We start from the raw sequence: 24,890 nt of genomic DNA, 5'->3' as shown, positions 1-24,890 counted from the left end.
TTTTATATCATGTTTAAGATTTCTTAATTGTCAATTAACTAGTAAAAGAATAAGATTAGCCAACTTTAGATTTCAATTAAAATCAAAACAAACTAATAATGAAAAAACTTTTACTAACCGTAATCTTATTTTTGCCGTTGGCTATTTTCGCTCAGGGAATTGTAAGAGGAACAATCGTCGATTCAGAAATGCAAAGTCCGCTTCCTGGAGCAAATATTCAAGTAGTGGGAACTAATAATGGAACGACGACAAATTTTGATGGAGAATTTGAGATCGAAGTAATGTCGAATACAGGGGTTATTAAAATTACCTTTGTGGGATATGCTACAAAACGTATTAATTTTAATGTTACTAACGGGGATCAGGATTTAGGGAAGATTGCAATTAATACTGATGAAAATGCACTTTCAGAAATTGTTTTAATTGGTTCAGGAGTGATCGATCTTGAAGATGATCGTGCTACACCAATTGCCGTATCTACAGTAACATCTTCTGAAATTCAACAAAAGTCTGTTGGGAATGTGGAGTTTCCTGAAGTAATGAAGAACATTCCTTCAGTATACGTCTCTAATCAGGTAGGTTTTGGTGATTCGCAAATGTTTTTACGAGGTTTCGATCAAACAAATACCGCTTTCCTGTTAAACGGGCAACCTATTAATGGAATGGAAGATGGTAAAATGTATTGGTCTAATTGGAGTGGTATGACCGATATTGCAAATGCCGTACAGGTACAAAGAGGACTAGGTTCTTCTAAACTAGCAATTTCTTCGGTTGGAGGGACGGTGAATATCGTTTCTAAAACTACAGATAAAACCGAAGGTGGTTTTGCAAGGTTTTTAACTGGGAATGATAGCTTTTTAAAGTTTACGGCAGCTTATGATTCTGGTTTAAATGATAAAGGATGGGGATTTTCGGTTTTGTTGGACCACTGGCAAGCGCATCGTAAATTTTCTGAAGGTACTTTTGGAGAAGGTCAAAACTATTTCTTCTCGGTAGGAAAATTAATGGGAGATCATAATTTCAATTTCTTGATTTTTGGTGCGCCACAACAGCACGGTCAAAGATGGTCGCAGCCAAAAGAGGTTTTAGAGGAATATAGGAAATACAATCAGCACTGGGGTTGGGATAAGGACAAGATAACATCAGAAAGAGTAAACTTTTATCACAAACCAGTAATAAATTTAAACTGGGATTGGAGTATTTCGGAAGCATCAGATTTGTCGACAGTGCTTTATGCCTCTTTTGGGCGTGGTGGTGGAACCGGTCCCAGAGGTAATGGTTTAATAAGGGAGCCAGATTATAACATAGCTGGTGGGATTAGTGGTCAGATAGATTATGCTGCGATAAGAGAACAGAATTCTCAAATAGGTATTGGGGGAGATTATAGCAATCCTTTAGGGGCTGGATATATTAGAAGAGCATCGATGAACAATCATGCTTGGTATGGAATGATTTCTAATTTTAAAACTGAGCTTTCTGAAAACCTAAGTATGAATGTTGGTGCCGATTTTAGATTTTATACCGGAGACCATTTTAGACAGGTGATCGATTTTTATGATTTAACAGGCTGGTCTAATGATCGCCCCGATGATCGTATCGTTAGGGAGTCTTTTAGTATCAATCCTTGGTCGACTTTATTCGATTATGCAAAGAAAGACGAAAGAATAAATTATGATTACTCTGAAGATATTAACTATCAAGGAGTCTTTGGACAATTAGAGTATGCCAATGATGCATTTTCGGTTTTCTTCCAAGGAGCTTTATCCAATCAATCCTATAAACGAGAAGATCGTTTTGCAAAAGATGCGAATGGAAACAAAACGACCAAAGAATCAGACAAAACTAACAAAGTGGGATATAATTTGAAAGGTGGAGCGGCTTATAATTTTAATGAAAATCATATTTTGTTCGCTAATGCAGGTTTTTATTCGCGGCAACCATTCTTAGATAATATTTTTGCCGGAACAGCAGAGCTTGCAGATCCAGAGGTAGATAACGAAGAAATTACAGGCTTAGAAGCGGGTTATCGCTTCGAAATGAATAATATCCAAATTAACCTGAATGTTTATAGAACCGAGTGGGCAAATAGGTTTATAGCCAATGGAAATACTATTATTGATCAAACTGGAACACAAATAGATATTAATAGGGAGCAAACAGATGTAACCCAGTTACATAGGGGAGTAGAATTAGATGTAAAATATAAAACGTTTAACGGTTTGCATTTTGGGGCATATACATCAATAGGTGATTGGGAATATTCAGGATCTACTCCTTATAGAACTAGGGATTTTAGGGATAATACTTACTTTACAAATGATGATATAAGTGATTACAAAGATCAAAATGGGAATGCCCTACCCGCCAATTTCTTTAATGGAAATGTAGACCTTGATGGGGTAGAAGTGAGTAATGCGCCTCAATTTTCTCTAGGGGCTAACGTTTTATACGAGTTCTTTAAAGGTTTTGAAGCGGGGCTGGATTTTAACTACTTTGATAGATTATACGAATTTGTAGATGTTGCAGATGTGGTTGCTCAGGGAGCATCTTATGAAACGACTAAGTTGGATAGTTATGCGCTGTTCGATCTTACCGCGAAGTATGAGTTTGACTTTGGAGGAAACAATTTTATATTTAGAGGAAATATTTATAATCTTTTTGATAATGAATATGTAGCGCAAACAGATGCTTTTGGTGTATTTTTTGGTTTAGGAACTACTTGGAATGCAAGCCTCACCTATAAATTTTGACTATCTTCTTACTAATATCTTAATTAGACAGCCTTTTGATGATGTATTTTCATTAAAAGGCTGTTAAATTTTTAATAAGGTTAAAAGTATAAGACAAAATACCTTATGTAAATAACTTTTAAGCTCTCAATTTCAATGCTTTCAAAAAATGTTTTAGTTTTGACACGCATTAAGATGTTAAATAAAAATCCTTAACATTACGTTAAACTTGGATTTTGGAAGAATAACTTCTTTTGCGCCGAACTAAAATCAAATCAAACAAGTGCAATGAAAAAAATTACAAATCTATTATTTGTAGCGTTCATGATGTTAACTGCCTTAGCCCAAGCTCAGGGAGTTTTAACCGGTAAAGTGGTAGACGGTGAAACTGATACACCTCTACCGGGTGTAAATGTAATTGTAGAAGGTACATCAATTGGGGTTACTACCGATTTTGACGGGCTTTTTACAATAGAGGTTGATAAAAATCAGGGTGTACTTAACCTATCTTATGTTGGTTTTGCATCAAAATCTGTAAAATTTACTATCGCTAACGGTGAAGAAAAGGATCTTGGTACTTTATCGCTGCAAATGGATGAGGGAGCTTTAGACGAAGTTTTGGTAACTGCATATTCTTTAGCAATTGACCGTAAGACACCAGTAGCGGTTTCTACAATTAAATCTGAAGAAATAGCATTGAAATTAGGAACTCAGGAGTTTCCTGAAATACTTAAAAGTACTCCAGGTATTTATGCCACAAAACAAGGTGGTGGATATGGAGATGGCCGTGTTAATATACGTGGTTTTAGCTCTGAAAACGTTGCTGTTATGATTAATGGTGTGCCGGTTAACGATATGGAAAATGGAGCGGTATATTGGAGTAACTGGGCAGGTTTAGGAGATGTTACTTCTACAATGCAGGTACAAAGAGGTTTAGGAGCATCTAAAGTAGCCGTTCCTTCTATAGGGGGAACTATTAACATTGTTACCAAAAGTATAGATGCTGTAGAAGGTGGTAAAATATCCTCTTCAATTGGTAATAACGGATATTTAAAATATGGAATGACATATTCTACAGGTCTTTCTGATAAAGGTTTTGCAGCGACAGTTTCTGCATCAAGAATTAAAGGTGATGGATATGTTAATGGTCTTCAATTTGAAGGATATAATTATTTTGTGAATTTATCTCAACAAATTAACCCAAATCATCTTCTTTCTTTTAATGCGTTTGGTGCTCAACAAGAACATGGTCAACGTTACACTAGGGAGACTATAGAAGAATATAAAAGAACAGAGCAGGGACCAAAAAGATTTAATGCCGATTGGGGATATAAAAATGGAAAAATTTATAATTCTTCTTATAACTTTTATCATAAACCTCAGATGTCTTTAAACCATTATTGGACAGTTAGTGAAAAAACAAATATTTCTACTGCTCTTTATGCTTCTTTTGGATCTGGTGGAGGTCGTAGAACAGAAGGTGATAAGATAGGATCTGATGAATATAGAATTGGGGGATTCGATCAGCCAATAGATTTCGATAAAATTGTAGACGAAAATAGAGAAAGAGGTGCTTTAGGAGCAACAGATATGATTTTTGCTTCAAATAATAGCCACCAGTGGTATGGTATACTTTCTACATTCAAAAATAGAACTACTGATAAATTAACTATTTCAGGAGGAATTGATGGTAGATATTATATAGGTTCTCACTGGTATGAAATTACTGACTTGTTAGGAGGTGATTATTGGTTAAACGATAATTCTAGTGATTTAAATGCTGGACAGGCTTTACAAGTAGGAGATACTTTTGGTAAAGATTATGATGGTAAAGTGTTACGAGGGGGTGTATTTGCTCAAGCAGAGTATGATATTTTAGATAATTTTAATGTATTTCTAGCTGCAGATATTTCTAATACTACTTATAGTGTAGAAAATAATCTAAAAAATATCGAGAAAAAAGAATCAGATAAAGTAGACTTTTTAGGATACGGAGTAAAAGGAGGTGCGAATTATAATTTCACAGATAATCAAAACGTATTTGCTAATGTAGGTTATTTTTCAAGAGCTCCTTTTCTTACCAATGTATTCTTAAATGCTACTGGTAGTACAGAAGCAAATAAAGATGCTGTTAATGAGAAAGTATTTAGTACTGAGTTAGGATATGGGTTTAGACTTCCAAATTTAAAAGTTGCATTAAATTTATATCGTACTCAATGGATAGATAAATCTATTGCAGGAAGTTATAGTAATCCTGCTGATCAAAATACTAGATTGTTTTATAACCTTCAAGGTGTAGACGCAGTACACCAAGGGGTAGAGTTAGAGTTATCATATAATGTAACAGATAACTTTAAGTTTAATGGAATGCTTTCTCTAGGAGATTGGAAATGGACTAATAATGTAGAAGGTGTGAAACAAGATGAAAACGGAGAAGTTATAACTGGTGATGACGGGAACCCACAAAAGTTATTTGTATACTCTAAAGATTTGAAAGTAGGAGATGCTGCTCAAACTACTTTTGCTGTAGGAGCGAGTTATGATTTTGCTCCTAAATCAACAATTTTTGTAGATTATAATTATGCTGGAGATATGTATTCTTCTTATTATGTAGAGGATAGAGATGACTCTAAGCAAGAAGGAATAAATACTTGGAAAGCTCCAGATTATGGACTTTTTGATCTAGGAATTAAGCATACATTCGATTTTGGTCCTTTCCAAGCATCATTATACGGAAAAATTAATAACGCATTGAATACCGAGTATATCTCTGATGCGAATGATCAAGGCAATGGAGCTCAAAATGCGTTGGTTTATTTTGGAGCGGGAAGAACTTACAGTGTAAGTTTTAACCTTAAATTTTAAAAATTAAAGATAAAAATATAGAAATGAAAAAAATTTTCACTCTAATAGTAGGTTTAACAACACTTTTCTCAGTTGGTTGTGATCCTATGGATGATATTTATGATGATCTTAATATTCAGGATAACGAAATTCAAGGGAATATAGATTATACTTTAGAAGAAAAGGATTATACAGATATTTTAGATCTTAACTATTCAAATTTTAATAGTGTAGATGATGCAAAAAGTTTAATCCCTCAGGTTTTAAGTGAAAAGTATCCTGCATTAGGTAAAGGGTCTTTAGCTTCTGTTACTTATGATATTTACTCTTCTCGCCCCAAAGAGGATAGCTTAATTGTTTATTCTGCTACAAATGATGATTATGCTAAATATGGTGATGATAAATATCCTAATTGGGATGGAATGAGCCAAATTTATGATTTTCTAAAAGGTGAATATCCAGATGCTGAAAATAGGACATTAGTTTCTTTAACTTATGATTATTTTGATGGAGGAACTAAAGAATTGAATAATGGGTTCTTTTATGTTAATGGCGAGTGGATGTTTATCCAAGGATTCACGCAAGAGGAATATGCAGAAATGGGAGAAAGCTATGCGAACTTCTCAAATGAAGATGAGGCATACCAAAAAATCCCTATTTACTTAAAGGACAAATTTAAGTATGAAACTGTTGAAGCTGGAGATATTCAACCAATAATGTACAAACTATATAAAAGTGGTAAGACTGTTAGCTATATCGCATATTTTATTTATGATGGTGAAATGTGGTCTATCTATGATAATGTACTAAGCCAAACCTTACAATTTGGTCATGATGGTGAAACTTGGATTCCTGATAATACAATTCAGTATTCATTCACATCTGAAGATTATACTTTAGCCGCTAATGAACTTTCATCTAAATATCCTGATGCTACAGATAATTTGAGCAATTATGGAAACTTTAATAAATCCCGTTGGGATGATGATATGTTACTAGAAGCGATTAATGTGGTATTAGATAATTTATCTCCAAATGCTGAAGTAGGTCAAAAATACGTCGTAAAATATACGGTTTATGCTGGAGGTACTTCAGATGAGACAAGGTCAGTAATCAAATCAGAAGATGGTTCTTGGGTAGATTTATAATCTTGTTAGCCTTGTAAAAACAAAACCTTTCGTATTTTAAATGCGAAAGGTTTTCTTATTTATTAATAAAATGAAATGATTATGAAGAAGTTTTTATGTTTAATTTGTCTTGCCGCAATATTAGGATGTAGTAGTGACGATAGCGATGCTCCGGTAGATCCTACAGATGATATAGTAAAAGAGCTTCCCGAAGCAGTAGATGATGAATTTAACACGATAGAGGATACTGAATTTAAAATTACGGGATTACTGGATAACGATATAGTTCCAACAGGTACGCGTTTAAAAGAATTTGATACAGAAACAGTTGCTGGAGGGGAAATTGTGGATAACCGTGATGGAAGCTTTACTTATCGCCCAGTTGATAATTTTACTGGTGAAGATAGTTTTACTTATACCATTTGTGATAAAGAAGGAAATTGCTCTACGGCGACGGTAAAGTTAATAGTGCAAGATACGGGTTCCCCTAAAGCAGTAGATGATGTTGTTATTGGAGTAACTGGAGTAACTATCATAATTGATGATCTTACCGATAATGATGATTTGATTGACGGAGCTAAAATCACTAGCGTAGAGAATGGTGAAAACGGAACAGTTGTTTTAAACGGGGATCAAACTGTAAGTTTTACTCCTGCTGCAGATTTTCAAGGAGAGGCCAATTTTACTTATACTATTTGTGATGATGACGAAACTCCTTCCTGTTCTACTGCTACAGTAACTGTTAAAATTTCAGAACCTTTAGCATTCAATATTCCAGCTGAACTTCAGGAGTACTATAAAAACACCGTTTTTTCGGCAAATTCAGAGATTACAAAGGAGTCAATAACAGATTTGACTATTGATATGCATACCACCATACTTACTTACTTCCAAAGACATGATTATTTATATAGTGCAGATGCCGATCCAGACAATCAGGATGATGTAATTTTAATGTATTCTGGAGAAAGAAGATACTGGCAGGAATATACATCAAGTAGTAATTCTTACTCTCCACAAACTTTTAATACTGAGCATATTTACCCTCAGTCAAGATTATCTTCAGAAGATGCGGTTACAGATCTACATCATTTGCGTTCTGCCGATGCTAGTATAAATTCTTTAAGATTAAATTATCCTTATGCTGATGGTAATGGAGAATATGGTCTTGTAGGGAATAATGAACAATGGTATCCCGGTGATGATTGGAAAGGTGATGTAGCAAGAATGATTTTCTACCTTAATATTCGATATGGTGAGAGTTTTGATAACGTTGGAGGTTTAGATCTTTTCCTTAAGTGGAATGTAGAAGATCCTGTTTCAGAATTCGAAATGCAAAGAAATAACGTAATCGAAGCTGCACAAGGTAACCGAAATCCGTTTATCGATAATCCATATTTAGTGACCCTTATTTGGGGTGGAAGTGATGCCGAAAATCGATGGGAATAACCTATTTTTGTAAAAAAGAAAATTATGTACCAAACTATTCAATTTATACATTCCTACTGGGCTTATTTAGTAGTTATAATGCTTACCATCGCTTCGATAAGTGCAATTATTGGTTGGGTTTCCGGTAAAGAATATAGTGCCGGTAATTTTAGAATATCCCTTTTTACGCTTATCGTTTCTCATATTCAGTTACTTATTGGTATTGTTCTTTACTTTGTAGCACCTTATTTTAAAATGTGGGGCGAAGTTGGAATGGGCGGAGTAATGAGTGATGATACGCTAAGATTGTATAACCTTGAGCATCCTCTTATGATGATTATCGCTATTGCTTTAATTACCATAGGCTATTCAAAACACAAGAAGAAATTAACTTCTACGCCAAAATTTAAAACACTGGCGATATTTTATACGATTGCTTTGGTGGTACTTCTTTCAAGAATTCCTTGGAACGCATGGTTATAAAAAATTAACCTTCAAAATATCGAAAATCCCTGTTTTTAACGGGGATTTTTCTTTTTTATAAGATAAAGATATACTGGGAAATGATCGCTATAGCCACCCAGGTAGCCATTATATCCATAACTTCGGAAGGGGTATCCTTTATACTGCCCCGTAGAGGTCACCAAATAATCTTTTTTGAAAACTCCTGCTTTGTAATACTGAAAATGCTCATAATTTTTAGTCAGCAGCGTTCCGGATATTAAGATCTGATCAAATAAATTCCAATTGTCCCGATACGCTAAACTGCCAACACCGTTTTTATATAACTTTAGCATCGGATTATAAAACTGAAATTGATTTGGACTTTCTGAAGTCTTCAGCACATTTTTTACATTCTTGTTTTTAGGATCGTCATTAAAATCCCCCATATTGATAATTTTAAATGAAGGATTGATCGCCCAAAGCGAATCGCATATTTTCCGGTTGACCAATGCTGCCGATTTTCGATAATTTCGGCTTGCTTTTTCGCCACCACTTCTGGATGGCCAGTGATTTACCAAAAAAGCAATTTTTTCATTTTGAATTTTTCCGGTTACCAATAAAATATCCCGAGTATATTTTCTTTTTCCTTCCTTGTTTTGTAAAGGAACTGCAATAGCTTTCGATTTTATCGGAGTAAATACTTTAGAATTGTAGAGTAGTGCATTGTCTATCCCGCGACGATCTGGCGAATCAAAATGGATAATTTTGTAGTTCTTATTTTTTAAGTTTTCAGTGTTTAATAAGTCTTCAAGTACACTGTAATTTTCTACCTCACATAATCCAATAATCTCGGGACTATGGCCAGAGAATTCCGTCCCAATTTCTGATAATACCCGTCCAATATTGTTTAATTTAAGCGTATATTTTTCTTTAGTCCAGGCATCTTTACCTTCAGGTGTACGATCGTCATCAAAAGTAAAATCATCATTTTCAGTATCAAAAAGATTCTCTGTGTTGTAAAAAGCAATGGTCAAAACATCGTAGGTATCCCGACCTTGAGCAAGCCCAATTCCGCAGTATAAAAGAAAAAGGACTGTTAATAATTTAGTAGTCAAAATCTTACTATTTTAAGTGATTGCGTTAAAAATCTTAATTTTTATTGATAAAGTTATACGGTTTCGAATACTATTTGTTAACTTGAATATCTAATGTATTGATTTTCAGTGAAAGGATTGGTCTTTTTTTGGATGATTTCAATGTCTTTCGGCTTTTTACAGGCCCAGGAAAGGTTAATTTCTGGACAAATACTTAACGCCAATTCTCAGGAGGTGATTGCTGGCGTTTCGGTGAGTATAGAAAATCATTTTCTAAAAGAAACCACAGATGTCAACGGGGGATTCACTTTAAAATTCGACGATTTAGAAATGGGAAATTATATATTGAACATTTCTAAACCTGGTTTTGAGTCGTTGCGCTTACCTGTACTTCTGGATCAGGCAAGTTTAAATTTAGGGGTTATTAGGCTAATTCCAGATGTCATCGAAGAGCAGTCACAATTGGGAAATATAAATTTAAGCGAAAATCAGCTGGACGATGATCAGATAGATGCTGGCTTTTCATCGATTTTAACCGCTGGCAAGGACGCTTTTTTAAATGCTGCAGCTTACGATTTTAGTCAGACCTATTTTAAACCACGGGGCTACGATAGCCAATATGGGAAAGTAATGATTAATAGTATTCCGCTAAATAAAATCCAAAATGGCAGGCCGCAATGGAGTAATTGGGGCGGATTAAACGATGTGCAGCGTAATCAGGATTTTAATTTTGGCCTTACTGCAGTGGATAATAGCTTCGGAAGCCCTGCCGGTACTACCAATTTTGTAATGCGGGCATCAAAGTACTCAAAAGGAGGTCGTCTTACTTTATCCGCAGCCAATAGAAGCTATCGCTCCAGGATTATGGCCACCTATAGTTCGGGAGAATTAAAAAATAATTGGTTTTATACGCTATCCCTTTCAGGGAGATTTGCTGAAGAGGGTTATATTGAAGGAACTTCGTATAAGGCGAAGTCAGCTTTTCTTTCCGTAGAAAAAAAGATAAACAAAAATCACAGCCTGAATGTTGCGGCAATTTATACGCCTAATATTCGGGGAAAATCAGCAGCGATCACCAATGAAGTTTTTGATTTAAAAGGAAGAAAATATAATAGCTATTGGGGGTTTCAGGGAGATGAGATCAGAAATTCCCGGCAACGCCGGGTAGAGGAGCCTATTTTGATGCTGAATCACTTTTGGGATCTTTCAGAAAATACGAAGATAAATACCAATGTTGCTTATCAGTTTGGACATATCGAGAATACCAGGATCGATTATGGAGGTACTAATTTAGTGCGATTTAACGATGAGGCCTCTTATGAAGGCGGAGGGCAAAATCCAGATCCCGCCTATTATCAAAATTTGCCAAGTTATTTTTTAAGATCTGAAGGGAGAGAGAACTACGAAGCAGCATACAAAAGTGCGGCGGCATTCAGGGAAAATGGACAATTAAACTGGCAGGCGATTTATGGCGCAAACATGGCTGAAACCAATAATGGGAATAATGCGGTGTATGCTTTAACCGAAGATCGCAATGATGACCATTCCATGTATCTTAACGCTATTGTTGATCATACCATAAATGCAAAGTTTAAACTGAATGGCGGAATTAATTTTCAGTATTTGCAAAGTCATAATTATGCGAAAATCGACGATCTTTTTGGCGCAAATCATTTTCTGGATATCGATTTCTTTGCTGAACCCATAAATGATTATTCGTTAGAGCAGGTTGCTCAAAGCGATGTACAAAATCCCAATCGTTTAGTGACCCAGGGTGATATTTATAAATATAATTACGATCTAAATGCCAATAGTCTTCAAGCATTTTCACAACTTCAATTCGCAACGAAGCATATCGAAACTTACTTTTCTGCAAAAATGAGTTTTACAAATTATGAGCGTTTTGGTAATTACCAAAACGGATTATTCCCGGATAATTCACTTGGGAGAAGTAAGGAACTGAATTTTATCGATTTCGGATTAAAATCTGGAATAACGTATCATTTTACAGGTCGGCATTCCGTTTCCTCTAATCTGTTTTTTGCCAGTAATCCACCAACACTACAAAATAGTTTTGCCAATCCGCGGCAAAATAACACGGTGGTTCAGGATCTGGATAGCGAACAAATGTATAGTGTAGACGCTACATACCGTTATCGTTCGCCAAATTTCAATCTTAAAATCAGCGGCTATTTTACACAATTTCGAAATGTGACTGATGTCTCTTTTTATTATGTAGATGGTCTTTCTGGTTTGGGGAGAAATACAACAACCGCTTTTGTTCAGGAGATTCTTTATGATGCCGAAAAGCAGCATTTAGGGATCGAGTTTGGGGCTGAAGCTCAGGTAACTTCAACCATAAAATTAAAATCGGCTGTAGCGCTAGGGCAGTTTATCTATTCCAATAACCCTAATTTATATTTAACCAGCAATAATTTTGCCGGCAATGTGAATTACGGGGAAACACGTTTAGAGAATTATCGGCTCGCAAATGGACCACAACAGGCCGTGCAGTTAGGTTTTGAATATCGTGATCCCGATTACTGGTGGTTTGGTTTTACGGCCAACTATTTTGCAAATGCGTTTATCAATGTGAGTCCGTTGCTTCGAACGGCAAATTTTGCTACCGATACCGATGGTTTGCCGTTAGAAAATTATGATGCGCAATTAGCCAGAAAATATCTTAAACAGGAAAATTTAGGCGATTATTTTCTGCTGAATGCGATTGGAGGAAAATCCTGGAAACTGGGTGATTATTATGTGGGCATTTTTATAAGCCTTAATAATATACTGGATAAGCTTTATAAAACGGGCGGTTACGAACAATCCAGAAATGCAAATTTCACCAGTTTGCAGGAAGATCGGCAACGTGAAACACCGGTTTTTGGGAATCGTTACTGGTACGGCTATGGTACCACTTATTTTGCTAATCTTTATGTTAGGTTTTAAAATGAAGAAATTTCTAAGCCTTTTTATACTCATTTTGATCAGTTGTGTGAAGACCGATGATTATAACGTGCCCCAAAGCCAGCTTCCCAAGAATGTAGGCGTAGAAGGCACCAAAATCAGTCTGCGTGCAGTAAAGAATAGTTATAATGAAGAAACAGGGGAGATCTATACATTTTCAGGAGATCATTATTTTGAAGGCTATGTAATTTCGTCTGATCGTGCCGGTAATTTTTATAATGAACTCATTCTTCAGGATCATCCTGAAAATCCCGAAGCCGGTATACAAATTTTGATTGATGAAAATGCACTCTATCAGCGTTATAACTTCGGAAGAAAAGTTTTTGTAAAATTAAACGGACTCAGTATTTCGAAAAATAACGGATTAATTCAGTTGGGGAAACAAAACAGGGGTGATCTCGATCCAATAACGCCTTCAGAAATCGATGAATATCTAATTCGTTCAGAAATTATAGAAGACATCATTCCGCAGCAAATCAAAATTGGGGATTTTTCAGCAACTTTATTAAGTACTTATGTGCAGTTAGATCATATTCAGTTTAACCGAAATTTAGTGACACCAACCAATAGCACTTTTGCGGCTGAAACTTTCGATCAATTTGATGGTTTACGCCAAATAGAAGAATGTGGTAGTGATGATACGGCTTTGCTAAGCACAAGCACTTATGCCGATTTTAGATGGCTTAATTTGCCGGAAAACTCAGGAAGCATATTGGGTGTTTTAGGACGTGATTTTTACGATGATTTTTATATTATTCAGGTGAATTCTTCGGAAGATTTGTTGTTTGAAGGGAATCGCTGTGATTCCGAATTTTTTAGCTGCGGCACCAATACTACGGAAGGTGAAACGATTTTATTTGAAGAAAACTTTGCTGAAATCACCAACGAGAATAAATTAGATCCTTTAGGGTGGACTAACCTAAACGTAAACGGAGGAGAAGAGCGATTTGTGGATGCCACGGCTAACGGGAATAGAACGATCAGAATTTCGGCCTATAATACCGGGGAGAATCCGTTGGAGGCCTGGCTTATTACTCCGCCCATAGATCTTTCGCAAACACTAAATGAAGTTTTGTCTTTTGATATTAAAGCCTCTTATGACAACGGAACTATTTTGCAGGTTTATGTAAGTGAAGATTTTGATGACGATCCAAAGAATGTAAACTGGCAGTTGTTAGAAGCCAATATTCCTATAGGGCCTTCCAGACAAAGTGGGGTGAATTTTACAAATTCTAAGATCGATCTTTCCTGTTTTACTGCTGAAGTTTATATAGGTTTTCGTTATCAGGGAAGAGATCCTTCACGCACCACAACTTATGATATTGATAACATAAGAATAACTGCTGAATAATTATTTTCGTAAAAATTAAAACCCCAAACAATCAAAGAATGAAACTTAAACTAGCTGTGATATTCATTGTTTTTAGGATATATTTTATGAATGCACAGGATATCACGGGTTCCTGGAAATGGACTTCGCCAGACGGTTTCCAGCAATTTGATATCGAACTGGAAAAGATTAGCGACAAAGAATACCGCGGTAAACATTGTGCCATTTTTGATAATGGCGAGCGTATAGATTGCGCTAATGATGACACCTTCTCTATTGTATTACTTAAAATCTCTGAAGGGAATTTTGCCGGCACCATAGAAAGTAGCTATGAGCAATCCCAGGGTAAAATAAGAATGCAATATCATACTCAGGAAGATGTGCTGTATTTTAATCTTACTAAAAATCCACCGGGAATTTTTTATTTGCCTGAAGAGGCTATTCTAACCCGTTGATTAATCCCTGATAATTTCTTCGGTTTTATAAGGCGACCAGATTTCGTAAATAGCATCACCGGCCGAGCTTTTACCACGATGATGCCATTCGTTGTTTAGGATTTGATAATCGAAAGTTAAGCTGGCACCCACTCTAAAATCGTCTTTAGAGAAAAACTCGATATTTTCGATATATCGGCCATATTTTGCCAGGTATGATCCGCCACCTGTCGCAAAGAATTCTCCGGTGGCCGAGTTGTAAGCGATCCATTGAAAACGTGTTCCGCTAAGAATTTTTATAGTTTTACGATCTCCAATTTCCCGTTTTTGCATTTCACCATCTTTCTGCCGACCAGTAATGATCCAAACTCCTGAAAGCTCGTCCTGATAATCACCGATTTTAAGCCAGGTTTGTGTGAAATCCTGTTCTTTAAATTTTAGGGTGTCTTTGGTCACTTCAACAACAAGATTATTGATATTTCCCACTTTTTCTTTATTTGCCGAATTGAACTCGAATTTTTCGGTATAAGAAGATCCTTCAACTTCATAAATTCCACCTTTGGCATTTTTAAAATCATAGTCACCTTCTTTAGTGCCTTCAGCAAAAAAAACATCCTGATAAATACGAACCGTAGTAAGCTCAACAGGTGTTTTATTTTCTGAAATTAATTCCCACGATCCCTCTAAACCTGCTAAACTTTGTGAATTACCAAGCTGAAATATACTGAAAGCTATAAATGAAAAAAGTATCTTCATCACACCAATTTTTGATAATGAAGATACTAAATTTACTCGATAATCGAGACTTAATGATTATCCGTAATTTGTAATAATTTGTTGTTTTCGTCATTCCGGACTTGATCCGGAATCTCATACTGTATTGAAAATCAATCTATTGTGATGAGACCCTGAATCAAGTTCAGGGTGACCACACCACATTATGATTTATTGCGGACATTCAAAAAAATTTATTTTTTAATATTTTTTGCCCCGAGTTCGTTTGATAATCGCGGTTTGTTTCTTTTGAAGAATAGTGATTGATTACTTTTCTTCTCCGTATTTATCGTATTCAGGGTATAGGAAGTTGTTATAGGGAAAGCGTGTAATATGAATTTTACGAACAGCTTCGTAGACTTTCTTTCTAAAATGCTCCATATTCTCTTTTTCTAATGCCGAAATAAATAATACGTTATCACCAAGACGGTTCATCCAGGTTTGTTTCCATTCGCTTAACGTGTAATGCGCGGTTGTTTTTTCGGTAATAAGATCATCTTCAGCAATTTCTTCAGGTACATATTGGTCGATCTTATTAAAAACCATAAGCGTTGGTTTATCTGAACTTTTTATTTCATCCAGAATTTGATTTACTGAGTCGATATGCTCTTCAAAATTAGGATGTGAAATATCGACTACATGCAACAATAAATCGGCTTCTCTAACTTCATCTAAAGTCGATTTAAAAGATTCTACAAGCTGTGTAGGTAGCTTTCTAATAAACCCTACTGTATCGGTTAAAAGGAACGGCAAATTGCGGATAACCACTTTTCGTACCGTAGTGTCCAGGGTGGCGAAAAGTTTGTTTTCAGCAAATACTTCACTCTTGCTAATCGTGTTCATTAAAGTCGATTTTCCCACATTGGTATAGCCTACCAAAGCCACCCTAACCAATTGACCACGATTACCACGCTGCACTTCCATCTGTTTGTCGATAGTTGCCAGTTTCTTCTTCAGCAAAGAAATTTTATCACGAACTATACGACGGTCGGTTTCGATCTCTGTTTCCCCGGGACCACGCATACCAATACCACCACGTTGTCTTTCAAGGTGCGTCCACATCCCGGCAAGTCTTGGTAATAAATATTCGTATTGGGCAAGTTCTACCTGAGTTCTTGCATAGCTGGTTTGTGCACGCTGGGCGAAAATATCAAGAATAAGATTGGTTCTATCCAATACTTTACATTTCAGTATTTTCTCTATGTTTTTTTGCTGGGCAGGCGATAGCTCATCATCAAAAATGGCGGTACCAATTTCGCTTTCAGCAACATAATTTCGTACCTCTTCCATTTTCCCAGATCCAATGAAAGTCTTTGGATTAGGAAAATCCATTTTTTGCGAGAAACGTTTTGCAACTTCTCCGCCGGCAGTATAGGTAAGGAATTCTAGCTCATCCAGATATTCCTCTAATTTATCTTCATTTTGGTCCTTAGTGATGATCCCAATAAGAACCGCTTTTTCGTAACTTAAATCTGTCTTTTCAATCATAAATACAAAGGTACACAATAGATTAGTATTGTGATTTAGCACGTAATTTTTTCAAAATAATTTAACCAAAAAAAGAGGCTGTCTACAAACATCCAAAAACGTCATTCTGAACCTGTTTCAGAATCTCATCTCATTGATTTAAAAATAGTTATGAGAACCTGAAACAATTCCGATAGCTATCGGAACAGGTTGACTAAAATTGAGTTTTTAGACAGCCTCTTAAAATTTAGTATTTTGAACGGTTTAGAAGCTGTAATTAAATCCTAAACCAAAAACTTCTCGTATCTGAAATGCTCCTACAGCATTATCATCATATATGGCCTGGAAAATAAAATTTGTTGACAATAAGTCGTTAATTTTCATCTTTACATTGATCGTGTAATCAATATCCACATTTTGAGGATCTTCCAGATAGTTAGAATAGAGATTAAGAATGTTTTCCATTTTTACATTTTCGATAATATCGAATTTAGCATAGGCTGAAAGGGAAGCACCAAGCTCGAATCGAGACGATTTTCCTTCATCCACACCAAAATAATCACCGTCCTGATAACCTTCTACACTGGTAAAGTAAGAATCTACAAAAATAAACCTTGCGGTAGCCGGGGCGATGTTTACATAAAAATTCTCGTTTTTCTTCCAAAGCATACCGGGACCAAATTGCAGGTAGGCGGGAGAGAAAAAGTTTGTACGTTCTGTACGGATGGTTTCACCCGTTTCGGCATCTTTACTAAACGTATAACCTTTGGTAACCTGAGTTCTGAAATTTGTAAAAAATGAATAAAACCAGTTAGAACCTTCTACTTGTTTACCTGCAACCGAGTTAATTTCTAAACGATCACTGGTTTTTCTGGCAAAATCGTCTCCTTTTTGTTTTGTAAGTCCGTAATCCACTAAAATTTTAGAATCCCAGGTAAAATCATCTTTTAGATAATTAAAATCATAATTAAAGATGAGGTTTCCTGCGATATTAGACGTTCCGCCACCGGTCCATTCGGCATTAAATGCCGACTGATTAAAAAGTAGCTGGATGTTACCTTCTGTTGTCCATCCTTCTTTCTGTTCTTCGCTGTCATCTTCCTGAGCTTGCATGTTTAGAAATCCCCCTAACATTAGCAGGCTAAGTAAAATCTTTTTCATTGGTTAGTTGTATTTGGATTAGTTTTTTGGTTTTTTGTATAGTGGAACCGAAGAGCATGCTTCGCCATACATGATACTTTTGGCTATTGGCTGTAGTTTGCTTATCAATAGCAAATAGGCATTTTTGGGAACAGGTTTGTTAGCGCAACCTTTAATGATTACCGGTTTATCTTCTAATTCTGAAAGATCCATTTGCTGAATAATTTCAGTATAAAGAATATTTTCTAAATCGTCGAGGCTACCGGTTACGGTCTTTTTAGCGTATGGTTGAAGGTAAGTGGCAATAAGCATATAGGCCCACGCCGGGATAATAGCATCGGTACTGCAATGTAAAGCCACATAGCAATCCTGATATTGGCTCCAATCGTAATTTTTTGCTTCCTCTCTAAAAGTACTTTCACGTAATACAAAACCTTCCAGCAACCAGCTTGAAATATCAAAAGCCACTCTTTGGCCTTTTGGATAATAATCTTCCAGGTTAAAAGTGACTAATGTACTGTTTGCTACTCGATTTACAATTTCTCCTGTAGCCATACACGTTCTTTTATAATAATCCTAATTCTAATTTAGCGCCTTCACTCATTAAATCCTGACTCCATGGCGGATCGAAAGTAATTTCAACCTCACAATCGTTTACTTCATCCAGTGATTTTACTTTTTCTTCCACTTCCTGTGGTAAAGACTCAGCTACCGGGCAGTTTGGTGTAGTAAGCGTCATTAATATTTTCACATCATAATCTGTGCTTACCATTACATCGTAAATAAGTCCCAGCTCATATATATCTACAGGGATTTCGGGATCGTAAATGGTTTTTAAAACTTTTACGATTTTTTCTCCCAATTCCTGAGTGTCGATTTCCTGTTCCATTTTATTTTAATTGGGTTTGATATGCAATTGCATACATTTTTAGTTGTTTGATCATACTTACCAATCCGTTGGCGCGGGTAGGGGATAAGTGTTCTTTTAATCCAATCTCGTCGATAAACTGAGTGTCTGCTTCAAGAATATCTGAAGGATGGTGCCCAGAAAAAGCTCTAATTAAAATGGCTACAATTCCTTTGGTAATGATCGCGTCGCTATCTGCGGTAAATTCAAGTTTCTCACCGTTTAACTCGGCATGAACCCAAACTTTACTCTGGCAGCCTTTAATTAAATTTTCTTCAATTTTATACTTCTCATCAATAAGCGGAAGTGATTTTCCAAGCTCGATCATATATTCATAACGCTGCATCCAATCGTCGAACATTGAAAATTCATCTATAATTTCCTCTTGTATTTCTTGTATAGATTTACTCACTTTTTTTCGGTTTTTATAAGGCTAATTAAAATCTGGTTATCATTCGATAATAACTTAAGCTCTTTTTCAGAAAAACTAAATTTCTCTATGTTGCGCAATACTTTAGAGATCGTATTTTCATTCTGCATTGCTCCCTGACAAAACTTCCTGGTACTTATGGCGTTAGAAAATGTAAGCTTATTTTTACTAATCTCATAACTAGCACCAATATTATTACAATCTGTAGTTACCGCAAGTGTTTTGTTTTCTGAATTAAAGTCAAATATAAGATTCCCAAGATTTTCAGTGCTATTATCCAGTGTTTTAACCGAATATTTACCTGAAATTTCGGAATTATTTAACGTTTTGTGTTCAGCCTCGCTAAGATTGGGCGTTTCTTTAGGTTTGTTTTCCTGTTTACAAGCGCTTAAAAAGAGGAAGCTGAAAATCGCTAAAATCACTAAGGATTTATGCCAGCATGGCTTTGGCTTTAATAACGGCTTTGATAAATGCATCTATTTCTTCTTTTGTATTATAAAACGAAAAAGAAGCGCGAACCGTACCGGGAATTTTATAAAAATCCATAATGGGTTGTGCACAATGGTGCCCGGTTCTCACTGCTATACCCAATTTGTCGAGAATCGTACCAATATCATACGGGTGCATTCCATTAATATTGAAAGAAATTACCGCTGTTTTTTCTTTTGAAACGCCATAAATCTCCATTCCGTCGATTTCCAGAAGTTTTTTTGTTGCATAATGAAGGAGCTCTTCTTCGTAAGCAGCAATTTTATCAAAACCAAGATTATTCATATAATCCAGTGCTGCTCCAAAAGCGATACCACCACAAATATTAGGGGTTCCTGCTTCAAATTTATGCGGAAGATCGGCATAAGTGGTTTTCTCGAAAGTTACCGTCGCAATCATTTCGCCACCGCCCTGATAAGGTGGTAGTTTATTAAGCCATTCTTCTTTTCCGTACAGCATACCAACACCTGTAGGGCCACACATTTTATGTGCAGAAACCACGTAGAAATCTACATTTAAAGCCTGTACATCGGCTTTAATATGCGGTGCTGCCTGTGCCCCATCAACTAAAACGGCCGCATTATATTCGTGAGCTTTGGAGATGATTTTTTCGATTGGATTTACGGTACCTAAAGCATTAGAGACATGATTTACAAATACAAGCTTGGTCTTTTCTGAAAGTAATTCTTCGAAAGCAGAATAGATTAATTCTCCTTTCTGATTCATTGGGATTACTTTTAAAAGGGCTCCTGTTTTTTCAGCTAAAATCTGCCACGGCACAATATTAGAATGGTGTTCCAGTGCAGAAACGATAATTTCGTCACCTTTTTTCAGTAAAGAACCAAAGCCATTGGCTACAAGATTGATCCCGTGAGTGGTACCTGAAGTAAAAATGATTTCATGAGCCTTTTTGGCATTAAAATGCTCCTGAATTTTTTTACGGGCCTGCTCATATTTGTCGGTAGCCTCTTGTGATAAAGCGTGTACGCCGCGGTGAATATTCGCGTTGTAATTAGAATAATAATCTACAATCACATCGATAACCTGTTGTGGGGTTTGTGAAGTTGCAGCATTATCAAAATAAACGAGAGGATATCCATTTACTTCTCGTTTAAGAATAGGGAAATCCTCTCTAATTTTTTCTACGCTATAGGCTAATGCTTCAGTAGCTGTACTCATATCTTAAAGTTTTTGCTGGACAAAATGGGCTACTTTAAAAATAGCTTTATAGATTGAAACCTAATTCAATACCAAGTTTTTCAGCAATAAGATTGTTGATTCTTTTCTTGATCTCTGGGATTTTTACACTTTCTAAAACGTTATTAGCGAAAGCGTACATTAATAATCCGCGAGCTTCTTTTCTGGGAATTCCTCTGGATTGTAGATAAAATAGTGCATCTTCGTCTAATTGTCCTATCGTACAACCGTGACTACAACGTACATCATCTGCAAAGATTTCTAGCTGAGGTTTGGAGTTGATGGTGGCTTTATCATCTACAAGAATATTATTGTTAGATTGATACGCGTTGGTTTTCTGCGCTTCTTTTTCTACTACCACTTTACCGTTAAAAACCCCAACAGATTTATCGGAGAAAATCCCCTTATAATCCTGGTGACTTTCGCAGTTAGGATAAATATGGTGTACTAGCGTGTTATGATCTACATGCTGTTTGCCTTCAATAATGGTAACTCCCTTTAGGGTAGAGTCAATACGCTCACCTTTTTGATAGAAATTAAGATTATTCCGGGTAAGGTTACCACCAAAAGAAAAGGTGTGTACAGAACAGTTACTTTCGTCTTTTTGTTCGATAAATGTGTTATCGATTAAAGATGAAGTTTCTTTATCATTCTGGATTTTATAATAATCTACAATGGCACGACGGTCTGCAAAAATTTCGGTAACCGAATTGGTTAATACAGGATGATCTGTTAAACTTTGGTGTTTTTCGATAATCTGTACATGAGAATTCTCATCGACCACAATAAGGTTTCTTGGCTGAAGTAATAAAGAAGATTCATTTCCCGTAGAGAAATTAATAATCTGAATTGGCTTATCTGCCATGATATTCTTATGAATATGAATATAAGCACCTTCTTTGGTGAATGCCGTATTTAACGCATTAAGACCATTTTTTGGAGCAAGCTTATTAAAATAATTGTCGATAACCGGCTTGAATTTGTCTTTATTTAAAGCAGAAGACATTAAGCATACATCGATTTTATCGTGCGTGGTATTTGATAAATGAGACGAATAAATACCATCGATAAATACCAAATCATAAGTATCGATATCATGATTAAGGTACTTTTTAATCTGGGTATATTCTATCGCATCTTCTTTTTTAGGAAAAATGCTGTAGTCGTGTTTTAGCGCAGACTTTAAAGAGGTGTATTTCCAGGCTTCTTCCTTTCTGCTGGGAAAACCAAGGGTCTCAAAATCTTTAATCGCCTGATTTCTTATTTGCTGAACATCATCATCTACCTGATATTGCTCGTCGAAAGCTAAAAATGATGATACTAATTTATCTTTTAATTCCATTTTCTTCTGTTTATCAGTTGTCATACAAATTCTCAAGATTGGTCAAAAAAACCAATCTGTTTTTATCGAATTTTAATATTAAACTGCTTTTTCCTGCTTAATCCAGTCGTAACCTCTTTCTTCTAACTCGTAAGCAAGTTCTTTACCTCCGGTTTTAACGATTTTACCATCGATTAAAACGTGTACAACATCTGGTACGATATAATTTAAAAGTCTTTGGTAGTGTGTAATTACAAGAACGGCGTTATTTTCTGTTCTTAATTTATTCACTCCGTTTGATACAATTTTAAGGGCATCGATATCTAAACCAGAATCTGTTTCGTCCAAAATCGATAATTTTGGCTCTAGCATGGCCATCTGGAAAATCTCATTTCTCTTTTTCTCCCCGCCAGAGAATCCTTCGTTTAATGATCTTGATAAGAATTTACGATCGATTTCAAGTAATTCCGATTTTTCACGAATAAGCTTAAGCATTTCGTTAGCAGGCATATCTTCTAAACCATTGGCTTTACGATGCGCGTTAATTGCAGTTTTCATAAAGTTGGTTACCGATACTCCTGGAATTTCCACTGGGTACTGAAAAGAAAGAAAAACACCTTTGTGAGCTCTTTCCTCTGGATCAAGTTCAGCAAGATCTTCATTTTCAAAAATGATTTCACCATCTGTCATTTCGTATTCTTCTCTACCTGCAATAACAGAAGATAAAGTACTTTTTCCAGATCCATTAGGACCCATGATAGCGTGTACTTCACCCGGGTTAATCTCAAGATCGATTCCTTTTAGGATTTCTTTTCCTTCTATACTTGCGTGTAAATTCTTTATCTTAAGCATAATTATTTGGTATGCATTTAGGCTAAGCCTAAATTATGTTTGTTATTCCTGTCTATTTTTTGTGCTATCGGCAAGGATAGCTACAATTTCTCTTAATTCTATATTTCTTTTGATTCCGGTTTGTCTGGGGCTTTGCTTTAATTTTCCTTTCACTTTTACCGGGATCATTTCGAAATCATCAGTTTTATAAGCTTCAACTTGTTTTCCCAAATTTCGGCTTAAGCTGTCGATTTCGACATTATATATAAAGTTTTCGCCTCTTAAAATGGCATCTTTTTCAGTGAAAACGAATTTGCCTACTACTGTTGGTACGGTATCCTGTTCAGTTTCTTGCTCTTCAGCAACATTCTCCTGCACGGTCTGCTTGGTGTCATCTTTGCAGGATGCTATGGTAATAAGCAATAAAAATATAAACAGAATTTTCTTCATTTTCTATAATTAGATCGCTTATCCTACAGAACCTTCTAATGAAATTTCTAATAGTTTTTGTGCTTCTACGGCAAACTCCATGGGAAGTTTATTTAATACTTCCTTACTAAAGCCATTAACAATTAGTGCGATCGCTTTTTCAGTATCAATTCCTCTTTGGTTACAGTAAAAAATCTGGTCTTCACCAATTTTACTGGTTGTAGCCTCGTGTTCTACTTTCGCCGTTTTGTTTTTTGCTTCGATGTATGGGAAAGTGTGCGCCCCACAAGCATTACCCATTAATAGGGAATCACATTGCGAAAAGTTTCTTGCATTTTCGGCACGCGGATTTATTTGTACCAAACCACGATACGAGTTTTGTGATTTTCCTGCTGAAATTCCTTTAGAAATAATGGTACTCCTGGTGTTTTTACCAAGATGGATCATTTTTGTTCCTGTATCGGCCTGCTGGTAGTTATTCGTTACCGCGATAGAGTAAAACTCTCCAACCGAATTATCTCCTTTTAATACACATGAAGGATACTTCCAGGTTACTGCAGATCCTGTTTCTACCTGGGTCCAGGATATTTTAGCGTTTTTCTCGCAAAGACCTCTTTTTGTTACGAAGTTAAAAACTCCGCCTTTTCCGTCTTTCCCTCCAGGGAACCAGTTTTGTACGGTACTGTATTTTATTTCGGCATTATCTAAAGCGATAAGTTCTACTACTGCCGCGTGTAATTGATTTTCATCACGCATTGGCGCGGTACAACCCTCAAGGTAACTTACATAACTACTTTCATCAGCAATCACTAGCGTTCTTTCGAACTGCCCTGTACCTGCCTGATTAATTCTGAAATATGTTGATAGTTCCATTGGGCAACGAACGCCTTTGGGAATATAACAGAATGAGCCATCACTAAATACAGCAGAATTTAAAGCGGCATAAAAGTTATCCTTCTTAGGAACTACAGAGCCGATATATTTTTTTACTAATTCTGGGTGTTCTTTAATAGCTTCTGAAATTGAACAGAAAATGATCCCTTTTTCAGCTAGTGTCTTTTTAAATGTAGTGGTTACAGAAACTGAATCCATGACCACATCTACGGCAACACCGGCTAGTTTTTTCTGCTCGTCTATAGAAATACCTAGCTTTTTAAACGTATCAAGCAACTCGGGATCAACTTCATCCAAACTATCGTATTTAGGTTTCTTGTTAGGAGCCGAATAGTAAGAAATGTTTTGGAAGTCAGGTTTTTGATAGTGAACATTTGCCCATTCTGGTTCTTCCATTTCTTGCCATGCCCTAAAAGCTTCCAATCGCCATTCTGTCATCCATTCTGGCTCTTCTTTCTTTTTAGAGATTGCTCTAACAATATCCTCGTTTAAACCTACAGGAAGGGTGTCAGACTCTATATCGGTATAAAATCCGTACTCATATTCCTTGGTTTCGAGTTCTTTTTTTAAGTCGTCTTCAGTATATGCCATTTCAGTATTTTATAATTCAAGGT

General features: G+C 35.9%; 21 protein-coding genes. 8 read left to right on the top strand and 13 right to left on the bottom strand.

Features of this window, described 5'->3' with window-relative positions; translation table 11 throughout:
- Window positions 1-98 precede the first annotated feature (98 nt).
- The 5 genes from L1967_RS15305 (at window position 99) to L1967_RS15285 (ending at window position 8,611) form a co-directional block, all read left to right on the top strand.
- Complete coding sequence (locus tag L1967_RS15305) at window positions 99-2,750, top strand: TonB-dependent receptor (protein ID WP_249602377.1); 2,652 nt, start codon at window positions 99-101, stop codon at window positions 2,748-2,750.
- 303 nt (window positions 2,751-3,053) lie between these two features.
- Window positions 3,054-5,594, top strand: a complete 2,541-nt coding sequence (locus L1967_RS15300; protein ID WP_249602376.1) for a TonB-dependent receptor — start codon at window positions 3,054-3,056, stop codon at window positions 5,592-5,594.
- A gap of 23 nt (window positions 5,595-5,617) precedes the next feature.
- Complete coding sequence (locus tag L1967_RS15295; RefSeq protein ID WP_249602375.1) at window positions 5,618-6,721, top strand: hypothetical protein; 1,104 nt, start codon at window positions 5,618-5,620, stop codon at window positions 6,719-6,721.
- Between the two features lie 81 nt (window positions 6,722-6,802).
- Window positions 6,803-8,149, top strand: a complete 1,347-nt coding sequence (locus L1967_RS15290) for an endonuclease (protein ID WP_249602374.1) — start codon at window positions 6,803-6,805, stop codon at window positions 8,147-8,149.
- A gap of 24 nt (window positions 8,150-8,173) precedes the next feature.
- A complete protein-coding gene (locus L1967_RS15285; RefSeq protein WP_249602373.1) occupies window positions 8,174-8,611 on the top strand; it encodes a hypothetical protein in 438 nt (145 codons plus the stop codon).
- Window positions 8,612-8,646: 35 nt separating this feature from the next.
- On the opposite strand, the gene L1967_RS15280 is transcribed toward L1967_RS15285, so the two are convergent.
- A complete protein-coding gene (locus L1967_RS15280; RefSeq protein ID WP_249602372.1) occupies window positions 8,647-9,687 on the bottom strand; it encodes an endonuclease/exonuclease/phosphatase family protein in 1,041 nt (346 codons plus the stop codon).
- Window positions 9,688-9,828: 141 nt separating this feature from the next.
- Here L1967_RS15280 and L1967_RS15275 point away from each other — a divergent pair, with 141 nt between their 5' ends.
- From L1967_RS15275 to L1967_RS15265, 3 genes are read left to right on the top strand one after another with little or no spacing between them, the layout of a single operon-like run.
- Window positions 9,829-12,615 carry a carboxypeptidase-like regulatory domain-containing protein gene (locus tag L1967_RS15275; RefSeq protein ID WP_249602371.1) on the top strand — a complete coding sequence of 929 codons (2,787 nt, stop codon included), beginning with the start codon at window positions 9,829-9,831 and terminating at the stop codon, window positions 12,613-12,615.
- Window position 12,616: 1 nt separating this feature from the next.
- Window positions 12,617-13,984, top strand: coding sequence for a DUF5689 domain-containing protein (locus L1967_RS15270; RefSeq protein WP_249602370.1), 1,368 nt, complete (start codon window positions 12,617-12,619; stop codon window positions 13,982-13,984).
- A 38-nt stretch (window positions 13,985-14,022) separates the two neighbouring features.
- On the top strand, window positions 14,023-14,418 hold the full coding sequence (locus L1967_RS15265) for a hypothetical protein (RefSeq protein ID WP_249602369.1): 396 nt from the start codon (window positions 14,023-14,025) through the stop codon (window positions 14,416-14,418).
- Here L1967_RS15265 and L1967_RS15260 read toward each other — a convergent pair whose 3' ends face one another.
- From L1967_RS15260 to sufB, 12 genes are all read right to left on the bottom strand, one after another.
- Window positions 14,419-15,153, bottom strand: a complete 735-nt coding sequence (locus tag L1967_RS15260) for a hypothetical protein (RefSeq protein ID WP_249602368.1) — start codon at window positions 15,151-15,153, stop codon at window positions 14,419-14,421.
- A 285-nt stretch (window positions 15,154-15,438) separates the two neighbouring features.
- Window positions 15,439-16,659: a GTPase HflX gene (hflX, locus tag L1967_RS15255; protein ID WP_249602367.1), complete on the bottom strand. Its 1,221-nt coding sequence runs from the start codon at window positions 16,657-16,659 to the stop codon at window positions 15,439-15,441.
- A 243-nt stretch (window positions 16,660-16,902) separates the two neighbouring features.
- The gene (locus tag L1967_RS15250) at window positions 16,903-17,799 is read right to left on the bottom strand and encodes a DUF3078 domain-containing protein (RefSeq protein ID WP_249602366.1); all 897 of its coding nucleotides are present in this window, start codon (window positions 17,797-17,799) and stop codon (window positions 16,903-16,905) included.
- A gap of 18 nt (window positions 17,800-17,817) precedes the next feature.
- Window positions 17,818-18,333, bottom strand: a complete 516-nt coding sequence (locus L1967_RS15245) for a DUF2480 family protein (RefSeq protein WP_249602365.1) — start codon at window positions 18,331-18,333, stop codon at window positions 17,818-17,820.
- Between the two features lie 10 nt (window positions 18,334-18,343).
- The gene (locus L1967_RS15240) at window positions 18,344-18,667 is read right to left on the bottom strand and encodes an SUF system Fe-S cluster assembly protein (RefSeq protein WP_249602364.1); all 324 of its coding nucleotides are present in this window, start codon (window positions 18,665-18,667) and stop codon (window positions 18,344-18,346) included.
- A gap of 1 nt (window position 18,668) precedes the next feature.
- Complete coding sequence (locus L1967_RS15235) at window positions 18,669-19,046, bottom strand: SufE family protein (protein WP_084841237.1); 378 nt, start codon at window positions 19,044-19,046, stop codon at window positions 18,669-18,671.
- A gap of 47 nt (window positions 19,047-19,093) precedes the next feature.
- On the bottom strand, window positions 19,094-19,591 hold the full coding sequence (locus tag L1967_RS15230; RefSeq protein ID WP_249602363.1) for an META domain-containing protein: 498 nt from the start codon (window positions 19,589-19,591) through the stop codon (window positions 19,094-19,096).
- A complete protein-coding gene (locus tag L1967_RS15225; RefSeq protein ID WP_249602362.1) occupies window positions 19,545-20,783 on the bottom strand; it encodes an aminotransferase class V-fold PLP-dependent enzyme in 1,239 nt (412 codons plus the stop codon). Before L1967_RS15225 ends, L1967_RS15230 begins: the two co-directional genes overlap by 47 nt.
- A 46-nt stretch (window positions 20,784-20,829) precedes the next feature.
- Entirely contained in the window at window positions 20,830-22,143 is a 1,314-nt protein-coding gene (gene sufD / locus L1967_RS15220) for a Fe-S cluster assembly protein SufD (RefSeq protein ID WP_249602406.1), read from the bottom strand.
- A gap of 78 nt (window positions 22,144-22,221) precedes the next feature.
- Window positions 22,222-22,974, bottom strand: a complete 753-nt coding sequence (sufC, locus tag L1967_RS15215; protein ID WP_249602361.1) for a Fe-S cluster assembly ATPase SufC — start codon at window positions 22,972-22,974, stop codon at window positions 22,222-22,224.
- A 42-nt stretch (window positions 22,975-23,016) separates the two neighbouring features.
- The gene (locus tag L1967_RS15210) at window positions 23,017-23,403 is read right to left on the bottom strand and encodes a hypothetical protein (RefSeq protein WP_249602360.1); all 387 of its coding nucleotides are present in this window, start codon (window positions 23,401-23,403) and stop codon (window positions 23,017-23,019) included.
- Window positions 23,404-23,421: 18 nt separating this feature from the next.
- Window positions 23,422-24,867 (bottom strand): Fe-S cluster assembly protein SufB, encoded by a 1,446-nt coding sequence (gene sufB, locus L1967_RS15205; protein WP_249602359.1) that lies wholly within the window; start codon window positions 24,865-24,867, stop codon window positions 23,422-23,424.
- Window positions 24,868-24,890: the final 23 nt, after the last annotated feature.

Source organism: Zunongwangia pacifica (assembly GCF_023499215.1).
Taxonomy (GTDB): domain Bacteria; phylum Bacteroidota; class Bacteroidia; order Flavobacteriales; family Flavobacteriaceae; genus Zunongwangia; species Zunongwangia pacifica.
This window is presented reverse-complemented; position numbering and strand designations above follow the sequence as displayed.

Excerpts from the sequence above, each read along its gene's own strand:
- L1967_RS15305 (WP_249602377.1), top strand. The coding sequence starts at position 99 with ATGAAAAAACTTTTACTAACCGTAATCTTATTTTTGCCGTTGGCTATT.
- L1967_RS15300 (WP_249602376.1), top strand. The coding sequence starts at position 3,054 with ATGATGTTAACTGCCTTAGCCCAAGCTCAGGGAGTTTTAACCGGTAAA.
- L1967_RS15295 (WP_249602375.1), top strand. The coding sequence starts at position 5,618 with ATGAAAAAAATTTTCACTCTAATAGTAGGTTTAACAACACTTTTCTCA.
- L1967_RS15290 (WP_249602374.1), top strand. The coding sequence starts at position 6,803 with ATGAAGAAGTTTTTATGTTTAATTTGTCTTGCCGCAATATTAGGATGT.
- L1967_RS15285 (WP_249602373.1), top strand. The coding sequence starts at position 8,174 with ATGTACCAAACTATTCAATTTATACATTCCTACTGGGCTTATTTAGTA.
- L1967_RS15275 (WP_249602371.1), top strand. The coding sequence starts at position 9,829 with ATGTCTTTCGGCTTTTTACAGGCCCAGGAAAGGTTAATTTCTGGACAA.
- L1967_RS15270 (WP_249602370.1), top strand. The coding sequence starts at position 12,617 with ATGAAGAAATTTCTAAGCCTTTTTATACTCATTTTGATCAGTTGTGTG.
- L1967_RS15265 (WP_249602369.1), top strand. The coding sequence starts at position 14,023 with ATGAAACTTAAACTAGCTGTGATATTCATTGTTTTTAGGATATATTTT.
- L1967_RS15260 (WP_249602368.1), bottom strand. The coding sequence starts at position 15,153 with ATGAAGATACTTTTTTCATTTATAGCTTTCAGTATATTTCAGCTTGGT.
- hflX (WP_249602367.1), bottom strand. The coding sequence starts at position 16,659 with ATGATTGAAAAGACAGATTTAAGTTACGAAAAAGCGGTTCTTATTGGG.
- L1967_RS15250 (WP_249602366.1), bottom strand. The coding sequence starts at position 17,799 with ATGAAAAAGATTTTACTTAGCCTGCTAATGTTAGGGGGATTTCTAAAC.
- L1967_RS15245 (WP_249602365.1), bottom strand. The coding sequence starts at position 18,333 with ATGGCTACAGGAGAAATTGTAAATCGAGTAGCAAACAGTACATTAGTC.
- L1967_RS15240 (WP_249602364.1), bottom strand. The coding sequence starts at position 18,667 with ATGGAACAGGAAATCGACACTCAGGAATTGGGAGAAAAAATCGTAAAA.
- L1967_RS15235 (WP_084841237.1), bottom strand. The coding sequence starts at position 19,046 with ATGTTCGACGATTGGATGCAGCGTTATGAATATATGATCGAGCTTGGA.
- L1967_RS15230 (WP_249602363.1), bottom strand. The coding sequence starts at position 19,591 with ATGCATTTATCAAAGCCGTTATTAAAGCCAAAGCCATGCTGGCATAAA.
- L1967_RS15225 (WP_249602362.1), bottom strand. The coding sequence starts at position 20,783 with ATGAGTACAGCTACTGAAGCATTAGCCTATAGCGTAGAAAAAATTAGA.
- sufD (WP_249602406.1), bottom strand. The coding sequence starts at position 22,143 with ATGGAATTAAAAGATAAATTAGTATCATCATTTTTAGCTTTCGACGAG.
- sufC (WP_249602361.1), bottom strand. The coding sequence starts at position 22,974 with ATGCTTAAGATAAAGAATTTACACGCAAGTATAGAAGGAAAAGAAATC.
- L1967_RS15210 (WP_249602360.1), bottom strand. The coding sequence starts at position 23,403 with ATGAAGAAAATTCTGTTTATATTTTTATTGCTTATTACCATAGCATCC.
- sufB (WP_249602359.1), bottom strand. The coding sequence starts at position 24,867 with ATGGCATATACTGAAGACGACTTAAAAAAAGAACTCGAAACCAAGGAA.